The organism is Pseudoalteromonas sp. SWYJ118 (assembly GCF_015864505.1).
Taxonomy (GTDB): Bacteria; Pseudomonadota; Gammaproteobacteria; order Enterobacterales; family Alteromonadaceae; genus Pseudoalteromonas; species Pseudoalteromonas arctica.
In genome coordinates this window covers 41,861-56,758 of record NZ_JADYXC010000007.1, presented here as the reverse complement: position 1 = coordinate 56,758, position 14,898 = coordinate 41,861, and the positions used below count along the sequence as shown (strand labels likewise).

Below are 14,898 nucleotides of genomic sequence, written 5' to 3'. Positions count from 1 at the left end.
ACATAGCATAAGGCTTTAATTATAAAAAATAATAACGACCAAATAATTGCCGCTTTTTGGGACTGGAATATATGCGAATTACTCCTTTATCTCTTTTAATTTCAGCTAGTTTGTTAGCTAGTAGTGCATTTGCACAAGACACAGCTACAGTGACTGGAATTGACTCAGAGATTAGTGTTAAACAGACAGAATACGATAACTCGACAAGAATACTTGAAAAACATCTTAAAGAAGAAAGTCAGTTACAAAATCAATTAGAGCTACTTCGTTCTCGTTCTACAGAGCTAGATAAAGAAAAAAACCAAGCGCTCGATGCGATGAACGAAATGTACCGTCGTTTAATTGACGATCCCACTATTAATATTAGTGCGGCTCAATCACGCTATCAAAAAGCGGTGATTGATCATAAGCAAAATAAAGATGACATTTCTATGCAGTTGGCGGCAATTGCATCCCACCGTAAAGATATAGAACAAATTCGTGTTGCTAAGCATACGCTTTTAAATACATTAGAAAGTTTAAAAGAGCAGTTAACTACAGCCCGCGTAGAGCGTTTACGTAACGAGTTTACACGTGAAGGTACGCTTGAGGTTAACCACACTATTAACTGTAAGCGAACAGAAACGCTAGCAGCATGTGAGCAACGCGGTCAGCAAATGGGTCTACAAAAAGCAACTAAACGCTTTGTTGATCAAATTTTTGCAAATCTAACAGAAGAGCGCATTGTTGAGCCAAAACGCAATTTGGCGGGCGCTCAAGTACAAATATTAAGTAGCCATGTAGTTAACAGTGCATTTAGCGGTCAAGGTAATTACAACGTTAACTTAAGTGTAACTATGCGCGGCGAAGTTAATAGCAGCCGTTTATGTAGCTTATTAAGCATAGATAACCGCTATTGTTCTGAGTACGGCACGCCACTTACGGCTGCTTATCAACCAGCGTATAACAATACATTTACCGATAGTCAGTTAACATTCAGTAATAGCGCGGATAATAGCAACACGGTGTCGGTTTCTCGCTTAAATGAGCAGCCAGTACGTGATTATTCAGTTAAACCTGCATCGGTGAAAAAAGATTACCCTTCTATCCTTAATAAGAAGAAGGATCAATCAGTAGAGCTAACATTACGATCAAACGTATACGACGATGAAGTGTTTATCGATGGTGTAAGCTTTGGCTCAACACGCTTGATTACACGTTTACCGCCGGGCATTCATAACATTGAAATACGTAAACTTGGTTATAAACCTTATCAAGCACGTGTTGATTTGAATAAAGCGCAAACAATTAATGCAAATTTAGTAAAAAAGCCTAAGTCGATTGCTGCACCGACCTATACTCGAGAGCAACCAGAAGTAACAACACGCCAGGTTAGTGAAAACGTTAATGTATTAAATGCAAACGTTGAAACGCCGGTTGTCGTTATTCCTGCAGGCAAATTTAAAATGGGCGATATTAACGGCAATGGTTTAGCTAATGAACGTCCAGTAATTGAAAAAGTAATAGCAAATTCTTTCGCTATGCAAAGTAAAGAAGTAACCGTGGGTGCCTACGAAAAGTTTGTAGCAAATACAGGTTATAAAACTCAAGCGGAAAAAAATAAAGGGTGTGCGTATTATTTAAATGGCGAACCAGTATGGGAAGCAAATTTAAATTGGCGTAATCCTGGTTTTGAGCAAGGCAGTGACTTTCCTGCTGTATGTTTAACTTATAACGATGCAAAAGCTTATGCTGAGTGGTTATCTGGTCAAACAGGACAGCAATTTCGTTTACCTAACGAAGTTGAGTGGGAATACGCAGCACGCGCAGGAACTGAAACAGAATACCCTTGGGGTAACGAAATTGGTAAAAACCTAGCTAACTGTGGTTGGTGTGGTAGTGAATGGTCAAACAGACGTGCATCACCAGTAGGTTCTTTTTCTCCAAATGCATTTGGATTATACGATACCGTAGGCAATGTATGGGAATGGACCGATAAAGAATCAGGTGAGTCTGATGTAGCAGTAAGAGGCGGAGCGTGGAACTTTGCACCAAGCCTTGCTCGTGCATCTACGCGTTTAATTTTAGCGCCTGATTTTAGATCTAACTACATTGGTTTTCGCTTAGTTCGCGAACGATAAAACTCAATTAAGGAAGCTTTGCTTCCTTTTTTCACAAATTCACAAAGGCGCTGCGCTTTATATTGCTCATATAGTTGAGCATGTTAAAGTGAGGCAGCTAATATAAGAACGTATTTCAAAGGTCATCCAGCCTCATGTTTAAAAAACTCCGTGGTATTTTTTCTAACGATCTATCGATCGACTTGGGTACAGCCAATACCCTAATTTATGTAAAAGACGAAGGCATTGTATTAAATGAACCTTCTGTTGTTGCTATCCGCCAAGAGCGTGCTGGTGGACCTAAAAGTGTTGCATCTGTAGGTACAGAAGCAAAGCTTATGTTAGGTCGTACACCGGGTAATATAAAAGCGATTCGTCCAATGAAAGACGGTGTTATTGCTGACTTTTTTGTAACAGAAAAAATGTTACAACACTTCATTAAACAAGTGCATAACAATAACTTTATGCGTCCAAGTCCGCGTGTACTAATTTGTGTACCGTGTGGTGCTACTCAAGTAGAAAAACGTGCAATACGTGAATCTGCAATGGGTGCAGGTGCTCGTGAAGTTTACTTAATTGAAGAACCAATGGCAGCAGCTATTGGCGCAGGCTTACCAGTATCAGAAGCAACAGGTTCTATGGTTGTTGATATTGGTGGTGGTACAACTGAAGTTGCTATTATTTCACTTAACGGCGTTGTTTACTCATCATCTGTTCGTATTGGTGGTGATAAGTTTGACGAAGCTATCATTAATTATGTACGCCGTAACTTTGGTAGCTTAATTGGTGAAGCGACAGCTGAAAATATTAAGCATCAAATTGGTTCTGCGTTTAAAACTGATGAGCCAATCGAAATTGAAGTGCGCGGTCGTAACCTTGCTGAAGGTGTTCCGCGTTCATTCACACTTAACTCGCACGAAATCCTAGAAGCTCTACAAGAGCCATTAATGGGTATTGTGAGTGCAGTAATGGTTGCGCTTGAGCAATCACCACCAGAGCTGGCATCAGATATTTCTGCACACGGTATGGTACTTACTGGCGGTGGCGCATTGTTAAAAGATTTAGACCGTTTATTAATGGAAGAAACGGGTATTCCGGTTGTTGTTGCTGATGATCCACTTACATGTGTTGCACGTGGTGGTGGTAAAGCACTTGAAATGATCGATGTTCATGGTGGTGATGTTTTTAGTTACGACTAATGAAATTAATGTTTGGACGCACAGTCTCTTTGCAACTGCGACTTTTTGTCGCAGTGCTTTTGAGTATCGCACTCATTGTTGGAGACAGATATACGCAAGGTGGTACCGTTGTTCGTACCAGCCTCAATACCTTAGTTAGCCCACTAATTTATGTTGCTAATTTACCCTACGAATTATTTAGCTTAAGTGCTAAAAGCCTGCATACGCGAGAGCAACTTCTTACTGAAAACGAAGCGCTGAAAAAAAAGCAAATGCTACAAAGCGAGCAACTTCAGCAGTATCAATTTCTAGCCAGAGAAAACCAAAAACTACGCGCCTTATTAGGCTCATCTGCAAAGCAATCAAATCGTAAAATTATTGCTCAAGTACTTTCTGTGCATTCAAACCCGTATAGCCATCAAGTTGTTATAAATCGTGGTACCACCGATGGACTTAGTGAAAGCCAAGCCGTAATTGATGAGATGGGTGTAGTAGGGCAATTAACTAAAGTAGGGTCAACTACGTCACGCGTATTACTCATGACCGACACTACGCATGCCACACCTGTGCGTATACTGCGTAACGATGTACGAACGGTTGTTGAGGGCATAGGTAAAATTAACGTCGTTAAGCTCTCTCACGTTCCGCACAGCTTAGATGTGCGAATTGGCGATGTACTTGTTACATCAGGATTAGGTGGCACATTCCCAGAGGGATACCCGGTGGCTGTAGTAACCGAAATAAATCGTGATGAAGGCCGCCCGTTTGCACAAGTTTTTGCAGAACCTATTGCGCAATTAGATCGCATTCGTTTGCTGGTTATTTTATGGCGTAATCAACAGGAGCAAATCAGCGATGATTAACCGTTATTCATTGTTAATTGCGCTAAGCATCTTTTTTGCGTTAATAATGGCATTAATGCCGCTCCCTTTTTCGTTTGAACCATTTAGACCTGACTGGGTTTTACTTGTACTTATGTATTGGTCGTTGGCAGTACCGCATCGTTTAAATATTGGTACTGCTTGGGTTGTTGGTTTATTAATAGATTTAGCATCTGGCTCACCGCTAGGTGTGAACTCGCTTACATTTTCAATATGTATATTTGTAACCGCGAGCAACTTTCAAAAAATTCGTAACTTTTCGCTTTGGCAACAAAGCTTATTAATTGGTTTGTTTTTAACGCTGTATCATTTAATGCAGTTTTGGCTAAATCACTTTTTGTTAGGGGTTTACTTTAATCCACAGTATTTATGGCCAGTAGCAACCGGAATGGTTAGTTGGTTTTGGGTGTTTTTACTACTTCGTAAATATCGCAGACATTTTAGGATCAGGTAATGACTACCGCAGTATATTTGGCATCAGCCTCTCCCCGTCGTAAAGAGTTATTAAGCCAATTAGGTGTCGAATTTACACAATTTAGTGTTGATGCAGATGAAAGCCCACTTCCAAACGAGCAACCTAGAGCACTTGTTGAGCGTTTAGCTCGCTTGAAAGCCCAAAGCGGTGTAGAGCTTGGATATACTGATCGCCCTGTACTTGGTAGTGATACCGTGGTTGTTATCGATAATGAATCACTGGGTAAACCTCGTGATAAAAACGATTTTATACACACATTAAAACGTTTATCAGGTAACACACATCAAGTACTTACCGCAGTTGCATTTGCGACGCAAAATGATGTGCTTAGCTGTGTTGTAAGCACAGATGTCACCTTTAAAACTTTAACTGATGAAGAAATAAATACCTACTGGGATTCTAATGAGCCACAAGATAAAGCCGGTGGCTACGGTATCCAAGGTTTAGGTGGTCGCTTTGTAACTCACATTGCGGGTAGCTATTTTTCTGTTGTAGGCTTACCTTTATATGAAACCGAACAATTATTAAAAACATTCTTAAGAAGGTAACATGAGTACAGAATTACTGATCAATGTCACACCGAGCGAAAGCCGTGTTGCCCTAATAGAAAACGGTGTACTGCAAGAAATACAGCTAGAGCGAATTGGTAATCTAGGTATTGTAGGCAATATTTACCTAGGAAAAATAAGCCGTGTACTTCCGGGTATGCAGGCTGCTTTTGTTGATATCGGCCTTGAAAAAGCGGCATTTTTACATGCATCCGATATTGTAAATAGTGCCTCTATTGTTGAAGGCGTAGACGACGTACCAATAAAAAAAGTACAAGACATTAGAGAGTTAGTTCGTCAAGGCCAATACATTATGGTGCAAGTGGTAAAAGATCCGCTAGGCACTAAAGGCGCAAGACTCACCACAGATATAACTATTCCTTCTCGCTATTTAGTGTTTATGCCAGATGCGACCCATGTAGGGGTTAGTCAGCGTATTGAAACTGAAGAAGAGCGCTCACGCCTTAAAAAAATAGTCGCAGAATATGGCGATGAAAATGGCAGCTTTATTGTACGTACAGCAGCCGAAGGCGCTAGCGAAGCAGAATTACGACACGATGCCGGTTTTTTAAGAAAACTGTGGGAAAAAATTACAGCTCGTCGCAAAAAAACCAGTAAGGCCAGCATCCTTCACGAAGATTTAACGCTTGCCTTTAGAACCCTACGTGACTATGTAGGCGAAGATATGGAACGCATTCGCGTTGACTCTAAACTTACTCATGAAGAGCTAAAGTTATTTACTGAAGAGTTTGTTCCACAACTGTCTCAAGTACTCGAATACTATCCAGGTGAGCGACCTATATTTGATTTGTTTGACGTTGAAAACGAAATTCAAAAAGCACTACATCGTAAAGTCACGCTAAAATCTGGTGGTTATATAATTATTGACCAAACAGAAGCAATGACGACTGTTGATGTTAATACTGGTGCATTTGTAGGACATCGTAATTTAGAAGAAACAATTTTTAATACCAACGTAGAAGCAACCTCTGCAATTGCTCGCCAGCTTAGGCTGCGTAATTTAGGCGGTATTATCATTATCGACTTTATAGATATGGTAAGTGAGGATCATAAGCGCCGAGTATTACATTCACTTGAATCAGCACTCGCAAAAGATCGCACTAAAACAAATATCAATGGGCTTTCAGCACTTGGGCTTGTTGAAATGACGCGTAAACGTACACGCGAAAGCTTAGAACATATTTTATGTGATGTATGCCCGGCGTGTTCTGGTCGTGGATCGCAAAAAACAGTTGAAACAGTGTGCTACGAAATACTGCGTGAAATAGTACGCGTTAATCGAGCATACGCTGCCGATAAGTTTATGGTATATGCAGCGCCAGCTGTAAGTGAAGCCTTACTAAACGACGAGTATCATAACCTTGCCGAGCTTGAACTATTTATTGGTAAGCAAGTCAATATTCAAACAGAGAGCTTATACAGCCAAGAACAGTTTGATGTGGTAATGATGTAATGAAAGCAAAAGCGGTCTGTTTTTTTTGTTTTAGAAAATTATGGCAGACCTGCGCCATAATTTTGGTATTACTGGCCGTTATTGTTTCAATTTTAAAATATACCCTTCCGTATGCAAACGAATACAAAGGGAATATAGAAAGCTATTTACACGAAAAGTTTGAAATAAGCTTATCTATAGGTGAAATATCAGCTAGTTGGCAGGGCAGTGGTCCTGCATTAGTATTAGAGAATTTATCGTTTAAAGATAACGAAACTGCACCAATATCACTCACCATTGCTAAAACCAGCTTAGAGCTAAACTTATGGGAAAGCTTAAAAGCGCTGCAACTTAGATCTAATTATTTTGTTATTAATGGTTTTCATACCAGTGTAAATATTACCAACTTATTTAAAACCGGTGACAACGACGAAGTCTCTTTTGAGCAAAAAGAGCTAATTGAAGAACTGTTTTTGGGTAAAACGGGTCATTTTGCAATAGAAAATTCCAGTATTAACTTTGTTCTAGAAGACGGTAAAGAGCGTAAGTTACTCCTCAAAAATATTGTTTGGCAAAATGAAGATGAGCAGCATCTTGGTAGTGGGAGCTTAGCATTGCCGGGTATTTCGGTCGGTGATTTTGATGCGCGCATAGCACTTACTGGCGATACCCTAGAGCAAGTTGCGGGCGACATTTATGTGCAGGCTAACAAAGTCGATGTATCTAACTGGTTTGCACAATATATTAATACCGAAAAACAACAACTGCATAGCGATATTAATTTACAAGCGTGGCTAAAACTAGATAAAGGTTTTGTAAGCGATATAAAAATGCAGTGGCTACCAAGCTTTGTGCGTTGGCAGCGAGAAGAGCAAAGCCAACAAGTTAGTTTGAGTGAAGGTGGCTTTCACTTATACCCAGATCAAAATAGCTGGCACTTAAAAAGCACAGGTTTAACATTTAATAGTAACGATAAAGCATGGCCAAGTTTAGAGTTTGAAGCTCAACTAGGGGCGAAAAATGAAGTGTGGCTCCATCAAGTTGATTTTGAATTACTGAGTAACCTAGCAGGGCTAAGTAATTTTAATGCACTTGAACCATTTTTAGAGCGCCAACCTAGTGGGCAAATAGATCAAGCTTATTTAAATTTCTCTAATGCACAGCAATGGCAATTATGGTTTGAGGCTGACAATATTGGCTGGCAAGAATTAAGGTCGGTACCTGCAGCACAAGGACTTAGAGTAAATGGTTTACTTAATCAAAGTAGTGGTCGAATAAATTTATTTGGTGAAAATGGCACATTAGTTACAGGTGAAAGCTTTAGTAACGACATAAATTATAATCAGCTAAATGTAGAGCTAGATTTAGCTAAGCGAGATGATGGCTGGCATATAAGTAGTGACAATATATGGTTTGATAATGATGAAGTCACTCTTGCTGCAGAATTACAAATTAGTCTAACAGATGATCCTCGATTAGATCTTTACGCTGAAGCCTTCGCCCCAGATGCCAAAATTGCAGGTCATTACTTCCCATTAAAAGCAATGAGCCCTGAGCTCGTTAGCTATTTAAATGGCGCAATTAAAGGCGGAGAAGTATCTAAAGCACAAGTCTTATTTGCAGGACCTTTATCTGGTTTTCCATTCACCGGTGGTAGTGGCCAGTTTGGTGTATTAGCGCAAATAGACAACGCAACCTATGAGTTTGATCCTGATTGGCCTTTGGTCACCAATGCCGACGTACAGCTACATTTTGATAATGAGCGTATGGACATATATAGCCAGCAAGGTAAGTTGGTTAATTTAGATATTGGTAATAGTGTACAGGTAAGCATTGCAGATTTAATGCATGCTGATGAACTTATTGTGCAAATTGATAAAAAAGCACAAATGGAAAAGTTACATGACTTTTTTGCAGCGACACCTATTGCCAAACCTCTTGCTGAAATTTTTAAAGTTGTGCAGGGCAAAGGCGAAGCCGATGCCAGTATTGAGCTTTTAGTAGGCTCAAAATTTAAAGGTGGGGCCAGTGTTAGCGGCAAGGTTAATTTAAATGACTTGCCAGTATTTATAGCAACGCCAGGGATTGAGCTTAAAAACTTAACTGGCGAGCTTAATTTTAAAAACGACAATATCACACTTAAAAATGCGACTGCGAAATGGTTGGGCATGCCGCTAACTATTAATTACAGCAGTAAAAGTGATGCAAAAAATTACCAAGCAAACATAGATATAAACGCCAAAATTGACGCCGATACACTAATAGATAGTGGGCAAGGTATATTAAAAAATTATTTAAGCGGGCAAAGTGATGTTGATATTGGCTTAGTACTTAATTTTACCGAGCAAGGCTTTAATTACCGTGCACAGGTAAACTCAGAACTACTTGGCTTAACGAGTAACTTACCTGCACCTTATAATAAAAATAGTGAACAAGTGTGGGCGCTTGATGCAATAGTACAAGGTGATGACATTTCTAATCTCATTACCGCAAACGCCAACCAGCAGTTTTACTTTAATGCTATTTTAGAAAATGGAAAATCACAGTTTAGTAATGTCCATTTTGTGCTCGGAAAACAAGATTTAGGATTAAACCCAAAAGACTTAAGCGTAAATATAAACCTTGAACAGAGTGAACTAGTGCCTTGGTTTGATCTGATTGATCAAATAATTAAAGCTGGTAAAGCAAATCCAGATAAAGAATCAAAAGGGATTATGCCACCGCTTAATGAGGTGGTTGCAAGTATAGGTATGCTTGATGCGAGTAACATCATTTTTAATGATTTTGAAATGCGTTTAGCGCCATCAAAAGACGATCTATACCTAAAGTTAAATGCTAAAGAGCTTAGAGCAGGGGTTTTTATCCCTACATCACAGCCTAGCCAGCCCATCCGGATAAATGCCGATTATCTAAGGCTCAATTTTGCAAAAAAAGCCGAGCAAGTAATTGAAATAACAGATGTGCTTCCTGAGGAAGACTTGAGCTGGCTTACTAAAATACCTGCCATTGAGTTTGAATGTAGTGATTGCAAAATAGATCGCTACCAACTTGATAAAGTGAGTGCGTCGCTATTGGGTGATGGCGAGCGTTTATCAATATCACAACTTGTGGTCGATAAAGGCGATCATGTACTGCGCACTAAAGGGCAGTGGCAAAATGGATTAACAACGCTAAGTGGCGAGCTTAAAAGTGATGACATAGGCGCACTGTTTGGTGAGTTTGATATAACCTCCGCGATTAAAGACTCAAAAGCCGATCTAAATTATGATCTTACTTGGCAAGCAGCACCTTATGATTTTGATGTGAAAAGTTTAAGTGGCGAGATAGCTTGGGATTTAGGAGAAGGTCACTTAACTGAAGTTAGCGATGGCGGGGCACGCGTATTTTCGTTACTGAGCCTTGATTCATTAGTACGCAAGCTGAAACTTGATTTTAGAGATGTGTTTTCAAAGGGCTTTTTTTATAACAGCATGCAAGGCACTATGCAGTTAGAAAACGGTATTGCTTACACTAAAGATACTAAAATGGACGGCGTACCCGCCGATTTAACCATTAAAGGTTATGCAAATTTAAACACGCTTGATATAGATTATGATCTTGCTGTAGCGCCGCAGGTAACCTCGAGTATTCCGGTTATAGTTGCATGGATGGTAAACCCAGTAACAGGGCTTGCTGCCTTAGCAATTGATAAAGTTATTCATTCTGCGCGCGTCATCTCAGAGATCAACTTTAAAGTAACGGGTAAAATGAACGATCCTATTGTTCAAGAACTCGACAGAAAAAGTCGTGAAGTTACGCTTCCTCAAGCTGCGCAAAATCAGCCACAAGCATCAGTCGATTTAAAACTTAAAGATGCACAAGTAACAGTAACGCAATGAACAAAACTGAAATACTAAGCACTCCCACAATAGTTGCCCTGCAAATGTGTTCAGGAGTAAACCCTGATGACAACATAGCAAGCTTAAAGCGTGCACTTAAAACACTCCCCGCAACAAGACCATTACTTGTTTGTTTGCCTGAGGCTTTTTTAGTGTTTAGTAAAAGTGGTAACGATACGTTACGTGTTGCTAAGCAAGTTGAGCGATACAAACTACAACTTAGTGAATTGTGCCAACACCATAATATTTGGTTAAATGCAGGGACAATGCCTGAGCCATTTAACGAACATAAATATTATGCAGCATCGCACTTATATAATAATCAAGGCGAGCTGGTTGCAACGTATAACAAAATACATTTATTTGATGTAAACGTAGATGATCAAACAGGTAGCTATCGAGAGTCAGATTTTACCCAAGCAGGTAGCGATGTGGTGGTGGTTGATTCTCCCTTTGGTAAAATAGGCTTAACAGTATGTTATGATCTGCGCTTTAGTGGCTTATTCAATGAACTAGTACGCCAAGGCGCCGATATTATTTTAGTACCAAGTGCATTTACAGTCGTCACAGGACAAGCGCATTGGCAGCCATTATTAGCAGCTCGCGCAATAGAAACGCAATGTTATGTAGTTGCAGCAGCTCAGTACGGTACACATGAAAATGGCCGACAAACATATGGCCACAGTATTATTATTTCACCTTGGGGAAGTATCCTGAGTGAATTGCCAACAGGCACCGGTTTTATAAGCTGCAACGCAGATTTAGACCAGTTACAAAAAATTAGACGAGATATGCCCGTGCAGTCTCATCAACGATTTAGAGAGCATTTATTATGAATTCGGTTGAACAGCATTTACTACACGACAGCCAGTTAAATAGAGAAGAGCTCGAAAAAACGCTCGCTTACATACATCAGCATAAAGTGGATTACGCCGATTTATATTTTCAATCAAGCCATCACGAGTCGTGGGTGCTTGAAGACGGCTTAGTTAAAGAAGGCTCTTATAACGTTGAACGTGGCGTTGGGGTACGTGCTGTAAGCGGCGAAAAAACAGGTTTTTCTTACTCTGATGCAATAAATCTTGAAGCACTTAATAAGGCGGCTACAGCGGCTCGTAGCATCGCAGATGCTGGCGAAGATAGAGCGATTAAAGTATTTAGTGATGTTAAAGCTAAAGAGCAGTTTGCACCGCATCAGCCAATTTCGAGTATGAGCGATACCGACAAGGTGAGTTTATTACGCGAACTTGAAAACTATATTCGTGAACTAGCACCCGATGCAGAGCAAGTAATTAGTTCAATGTCGGCGGTATACGAAGAAGTATTAATCGCAGCAAGTGACGGTACGTTTGCCACCGATATTCGCCCGCTTATTCGTTTAAACTGCTCAGTGCTGCTTGAAAAAAATGGTCGCCGTGAACGCGGTGGCGCAGGTGGTGGTGCACGTTTAGATTATGGTTACTTTAAAGAACTTGTTGATGGTAAACCACGTTGGATGGAATTTGCTGAAGAAGCTGTACGCCAAGCTAAAGTAAATCTTGAAGCTATTGATGCACCTGCAGGCACGATGGAAGTTGTACTTGGTAATGGTTGGCCTGGCGTGCTTTTACACGAAGCAGTAGGGCATGGACTTGAAGGCGACTTTAACCGCAAAGGCGCGTCTGCGTTTAGTGGTAAAGTGGGCCAAAAAGTAGCATCTGAGCTGTGTACTGTTGTTGATGATGGCACCATGGCCGATCGCCGTGGCTCACTTAATGTGGATGATGAAGGCACACCAGCTGCTTACAACGTACTCATCGAAAACGGTATTTTAAAAGGCTATATGCAAGATAAGCTAAACGCGCGTTTAATGGGGGTAAGTCCTACCGGTAACGCACGTCGTGAGTCTTACGCACATTTACCTATGCCTCGCATGACTAACACCTACATGTTAGGCGGAGAGTACAGCCAAGCCGATATTATCAGTAGTGTTAAAAAAGGTGTATTTGCGCCTAACTTTGGCGGCGGACAAGTTGATATAACCTCAGGTAAGTTTGTATTTAGCGCATCAGAGGCGTACTTAATTGAAAATGGTAAAATTACTCAACCAATTAAAGGCGCAACGCTTATTGGTAACGGCCCAGAAGTAATGCAGCAAATATCTATGGTTGGTAACGACTTAGCGCTTGATAAAGGTGTGGGTGTTTGTGGTAAAGATGGTCAAAGCGTACCCGTAGGCGTAGGCCAACCAAGCCTTAAAATTGATCGGTTAACAGTCGGTGGTACAGCTTAAGTATTACTCAAGCGCGAAGTGAATTCGCACCTACGTGCTTGATGTTTATTGTAGGTGAGGTTTTACACCTCGCTTTTTACTTTTAAGCTGGGCTCTATGCGCGAAGTGAATTCGCACCTATATGCTTGATGTTTATTGTAGGTGAGGTTTTACACCTCGCTTTTTAAATATACGCTCACGTAATAGAGCGCGAAATAAATTCGCACCTACGATTTGCATTCTTACTTTGGGTAGGTGAGGTTTTACACCTCGCTTTTTAAATACAGACTTAGAAATAGAGCGCGAAATAAATTCGCACCTACGATTTGTATTTTTACTTTGTGTAGGCAAGGTTTAGGCTTCTCCTTCATCCTCTTTATTTTTTTCAGCCTCTTTATACCATAACGCAAAAAAGCACTCTGTTAATTTGTGCTCTATCTCAAGCGCTTTTTCTGTTGGGCAAAACAAGGTAAAGCTTGCTTTAAATTCACCTAAATCGGTTGTACCAAAGTGAATTACTGGTTCTGGGCCAGATATTTTTGCATCAAGTTTGCGCTCAATCATCGAATTATAACGGCTCGCTACTTCTTGAAACTCTTCGCAGTACAGTTTAGCTTGTTCAGTCAATGTGTCGTGAATAGGGTACGGATTAAAGCTTTCTCGACGGACAATAATAAAATGATGTGTAACAAAGCGTTTTACAAAGTTTAAGTTTTTAATAGAGCTGGTAATCAGCTTATTATTTGGTATGTATATGGTTTTTCTAGAAAATTGATAAGTATGTATATCAATTTCATGCATGGTTGTTTTTATCCAATCCGTTTCAGCTACTTCACCAAAGTAATCACCTACTTGTATCCAATCACCCACTCTAAACGGGCGAGTTGTTACGAGGTAAAAAAAGCCTATTACACACTGAATAAACTCACGCGTTGCAAGTACAATCGCCACGGCAAAAGCAGCAATAGAAAGTGCAAAGTTTTGAATTTCAGTAGACCATACAAATAGCAGCGATATCATCATTACAAAATTAATAAAGTGCTTAATATTGTGTGCGATGTAACGAATATCTTTTTCTTTTTTTTCTGCGCGATTTTTAGCCAGCTTATCAACAAGTACTTTTAGTACAAATGCAATTGTGATCATTACAATTGAAAGAAGAAACGGATGCAGCAATATATCTTTAGTCATAATATCCAATTAAACGCGAGTTGATAAAAACAGGCTCAGTATATTGATTTATTAAACCAATTAGCAAATTTAGTGCAAAAAAAGTAACCAATAAAAATGGAGAAACGCTATTGAGTTACTTCATCAGCGCCATGTTTGTGATTTTTAGCCATTCTTTTTCGGCATATGAGTACAAGCTCAATGGCTGAAATAAAGATTAGAGTATAGCCAAGCGTTTCTATACCCTCTTCAACAATGTTTTTTACTGCACGTACGTAGTCATCGCCCATTACTGAATGCCAAAATGCGCCTTTGCCCATCATTCGCGAAAATGCGAGTAAAGTAACCATGCCTGATAAGCAAATTCCATAACTAGGAGTGAGGCTATAGGCTTTTAAAGAGTTAAAAATACTTCCTCTGTTTGTTATTAAATAAACAAACACGCCAGCTAAAATTGAATAGACGATACTTTGCCAAGCGCCATCAAAAAAGTATAAGTCGAGGTAGGTATCAAACTCTCTTACAAACATCATTGCCGATAACGCAGCAAGTAATACTGCCGGTATTTTGAGTTGAAAGTTAATTCGCGAAGCATAGAAAAACAAAATACAGCTTAAAAAAGTTAAAACATCTTGCATATGTTCAGTAAGAGTTTCTTCACTGTAAAGTGCATACTGTTTTAATTCAAAGCCTTCAAGTTGAATTAAATGAGCAACACCCGCTAGACACAGTAAGTAAATAAATGACCGTAGTAAAAACATAAAAAACCAAGAGAAACTATAAATGCGCGAGATTCTAATTGTAAAAATGCCTTAAAGCCAAAACAAAATTTAAACTTTTAATATTTTTATCGGTCTAATATTTTTACTGTTAAAATAATAGCTTAGATATTTATTTAATGTTGAATGGATGTTTTTAATGTGACGTTTTAAGTGGTTTGTTGTGCAAAATATAACAAGCATTAA

The 14,898-nt window shown here is 39.6% G+C and carries 11 protein-coding genes; 9 read left to right on the top strand and 2 right to left on the bottom strand.

Annotated features, from left to right (window positions below):
* Window positions 1-71 precede the first annotated feature (71 nt).
* From I6F48_RS09025 to tldD, 9 genes are all read left to right on the top strand, one after another.
* Complete coding sequence (locus I6F48_RS09025; protein ID WP_007586336.1) at window positions 72-2,120, top strand: SUMF1/EgtB/PvdO family nonheme iron enzyme; 2,049 nt, start codon at window positions 72-74, stop codon at window positions 2,118-2,120.
* Between the two features lie 134 nt (window positions 2,121-2,254).
* Window positions 2,255-3,298: a rod shape-determining protein gene (locus I6F48_RS09020; RefSeq protein ID WP_007586338.1), complete on the top strand. Its 1,044-nt coding sequence runs from the start codon at window positions 2,255-2,257 to the stop codon at window positions 3,296-3,298.
* On the top strand, window positions 3,298-4,140 hold the full coding sequence (gene mreC / locus I6F48_RS09015) for a rod shape-determining protein MreC (protein ID WP_193371825.1): 843 nt from the start codon (window positions 3,298-3,300) through the stop codon (window positions 4,138-4,140). The genes I6F48_RS09020 and mreC overlap by 1 nt, the downstream gene beginning before the upstream one ends.
* Window positions 4,133-4,612 carry a rod shape-determining protein MreD gene (mreD, locus tag I6F48_RS09010; RefSeq protein ID WP_007586341.1) on the top strand — a complete coding sequence of 160 codons (480 nt, stop codon included), beginning with the start codon at window positions 4,133-4,135 and terminating at the stop codon, window positions 4,610-4,612. The genes mreC and mreD overlap by 8 nt, the downstream gene beginning before the upstream one ends.
* Window positions 4,612-5,181 (top strand): Maf family protein, encoded by a 570-nt coding sequence (locus I6F48_RS09005; protein ID WP_007586343.1) that lies wholly within the window; start codon window positions 4,612-4,614, stop codon window positions 5,179-5,181. Before mreD ends, I6F48_RS09005 begins: the two co-directional genes overlap by 1 nt.
* 1 nt (window position 5,182) lies before the next feature.
* On the top strand, window positions 5,183-6,655 hold the full coding sequence (rng, locus tag I6F48_RS09000; RefSeq protein WP_007586345.1) for a ribonuclease G: 1,473 nt from the start codon (window positions 5,183-5,185) through the stop codon (window positions 6,653-6,655).
* Window positions 6,655-10,512, top strand: coding sequence for a YhdP family protein (locus I6F48_RS08995; RefSeq protein WP_197119274.1), 3,858 nt, complete (start codon window positions 6,655-6,657; stop codon window positions 10,510-10,512). The genes rng and I6F48_RS08995 overlap by 1 nt, the downstream gene beginning before the upstream one ends.
* Window positions 10,509-11,348, top strand: a complete 840-nt coding sequence (locus tag I6F48_RS08990; protein WP_197119273.1) for a carbon-nitrogen hydrolase family protein — start codon at window positions 10,509-10,511, stop codon at window positions 11,346-11,348. Before I6F48_RS08995 ends, I6F48_RS08990 begins: the two co-directional genes overlap by 4 nt.
* Window positions 11,345-12,784, top strand: a complete 1,440-nt coding sequence (tldD, locus tag I6F48_RS08985) for a metalloprotease TldD (protein WP_197119272.1) — start codon at window positions 11,345-11,347, stop codon at window positions 12,782-12,784. The genes I6F48_RS08990 and tldD overlap by 4 nt, the downstream gene beginning before the upstream one ends.
* A gap of 333 nt (window positions 12,785-13,117) precedes the next feature.
* Here tldD and I6F48_RS08980 read toward each other — a convergent pair whose 3' ends face one another.
* Window positions 13,118-13,954, bottom strand: a complete 837-nt coding sequence (locus tag I6F48_RS08980) for a mechanosensitive ion channel family protein (RefSeq protein WP_024594472.1) — start codon at window positions 13,952-13,954, stop codon at window positions 13,118-13,120.
* Window positions 13,955-14,061: 107 nt separating this feature from the next.
* On the bottom strand, window positions 14,062-14,694 hold the full coding sequence (locus I6F48_RS08975) for a hypothetical protein (protein WP_197119271.1): 633 nt from the start codon (window positions 14,692-14,694) through the stop codon (window positions 14,062-14,064).
* Between the last annotated feature and the right edge of the window lie 204 nt (window positions 14,695-14,898).

What these genes read in the sequence shown, in the direction of transcription:
- I6F48_RS09025 (WP_007586336.1), top strand. Translation starts at nt 72, where the DNA reads ATGCGAATTACTCCTTTATCTCTTTTAATTTCAGCTAGTTTGTTAGCT.
- I6F48_RS09020 (WP_007586338.1), top strand. Translation starts at nt 2,255, where the DNA reads ATGTTTAAAAAACTCCGTGGTATTTTTTCTAACGATCTATCGATCGAC.
- mreC (WP_193371825.1), top strand. Translation starts at nt 3,298, where the DNA reads ATGAAATTAATGTTTGGACGCACAGTCTCTTTGCAACTGCGACTTTTT.
- mreD (WP_007586341.1), top strand. Translation starts at nt 4,133, where the DNA reads ATGATTAACCGTTATTCATTGTTAATTGCGCTAAGCATCTTTTTTGCG.
- I6F48_RS09005 (WP_007586343.1), top strand. Translation starts at nt 4,612, where the DNA reads ATGACTACCGCAGTATATTTGGCATCAGCCTCTCCCCGTCGTAAAGAG.
- rng (WP_007586345.1), top strand. Translation starts at nt 5,183, where the DNA reads ATGAGTACAGAATTACTGATCAATGTCACACCGAGCGAAAGCCGTGTT.
- I6F48_RS08995 (WP_197119274.1), top strand. Translation starts at nt 6,655, where the DNA reads ATGAAAGCAAAAGCGGTCTGTTTTTTTTGTTTTAGAAAATTATGGCAG.
- I6F48_RS08990 (WP_197119273.1), top strand. Translation starts at nt 10,509, where the DNA reads ATGAACAAAACTGAAATACTAAGCACTCCCACAATAGTTGCCCTGCAA.
- tldD (WP_197119272.1), top strand. Translation starts at nt 11,345, where the DNA reads ATGAATTCGGTTGAACAGCATTTACTACACGACAGCCAGTTAAATAGA.
- I6F48_RS08980 (WP_024594472.1), bottom strand. Translation starts at nt 13,954, where the DNA reads ATGACTAAAGATATATTGCTGCATCCGTTTCTTCTTTCAATTGTAATG.
- I6F48_RS08975 (WP_197119271.1), bottom strand. Translation starts at nt 14,694, where the DNA reads ATGTTTTTACTACGGTCATTTATTTACTTACTGTGTCTAGCGGGTGTT.